Genomic DNA, 866 nt, shown 5'->3' on the forward strand with positions numbered 1-866 from the left:
GGGTAAAACTCAACTAATCCTTGGGGCATCACAATTAAACAATAATCTTGAGGATGCAATTAATAATGTAGTGAAGAAGATAGCAACTTTTGATAATAATCGGTCCAATGAGATGGTACTGGCTACCGACATAGTTGACCGTTCCATTCTTCGGACACAATTTGGTGAAGATAAGAGTAATGCCATTATTAAGTTAATGGCACCAACTGAAACAGGCTTTGAAGATATTGCATCATATGGGATCTTCATTGGCTATAAGTTTAGAACCCAATTAGATTTAGACGATTGCACGCAAGAAGAAGCAAAAGAGAAGTGTCGTCAAGCTATTAATTGTGATTTGGAACAAGCGATTAGGCAATTGAATATAGTTATTCAGCAGCATCATTGGCAAAAATCGTCGTTTTATGTGTACTTGTTACCTTTTACTAATGCTGAAGAGGATACTCATGCGATAATGAAGGATTTGATAGGAGAATAAGAGTATGCCACAACAAGAAAAAAGATTGGGCGAATATCTTTACGAGTATTTAGAAAATGACGATTACTTACGCAAGCTGATGAGTATTTTGTCTAAGCAGTATGGTTGTTGGCTATTTCATCTAGATTGGAAGTTAACAGGAAAGCAGAAACATGATCTTCTACGCTTCGCCGATCTGCTAGCAAAATCAATCAATAAAAAGGGAGATAGTAGGCAAAAAAATAGTGCCTTGAAAATTGTTGCTACTCTATCCAAAATGTATCCTAACGATCCTGAGGTTTCACTGATTACTAATGAAGTTTTGACCAGCTTTAACAACTTTTTGCCTCGTCAAGGACAAAGCTATACGCTAGTTCCAACAATTGAGCAGTTATGGAACGAAGCCTTG

Annotated in this window: 1 protein-coding gene and 1 pseudogene; both read left to right on the top strand. The window is 36.8% G+C overall.

The window, feature by feature from the left end:
* Positions 1 to 478: Hachiman antiphage defense system protein HamA (locus D1831_RS14245; protein ID WP_125073457.1), on the top strand; the 478-nt coding region annotated here is incomplete at its 5' end.
* A 4-nt stretch (positions 479 to 482) separates the two neighbouring features.
* A pseudogene (locus D1831_RS14250) lies at positions 483 to 866 on the top strand (DEAD/DEAH box helicase); the annotation flags it as partial.

The sequence above is a fragment of the Lactiplantibacillus garii genome, from assembly GCF_003885105.1.
Classification (GTDB): domain Bacteria; phylum Bacillota; class Bacilli; order Lactobacillales; family Lactobacillaceae; genus Lactiplantibacillus; species Lactiplantibacillus garii.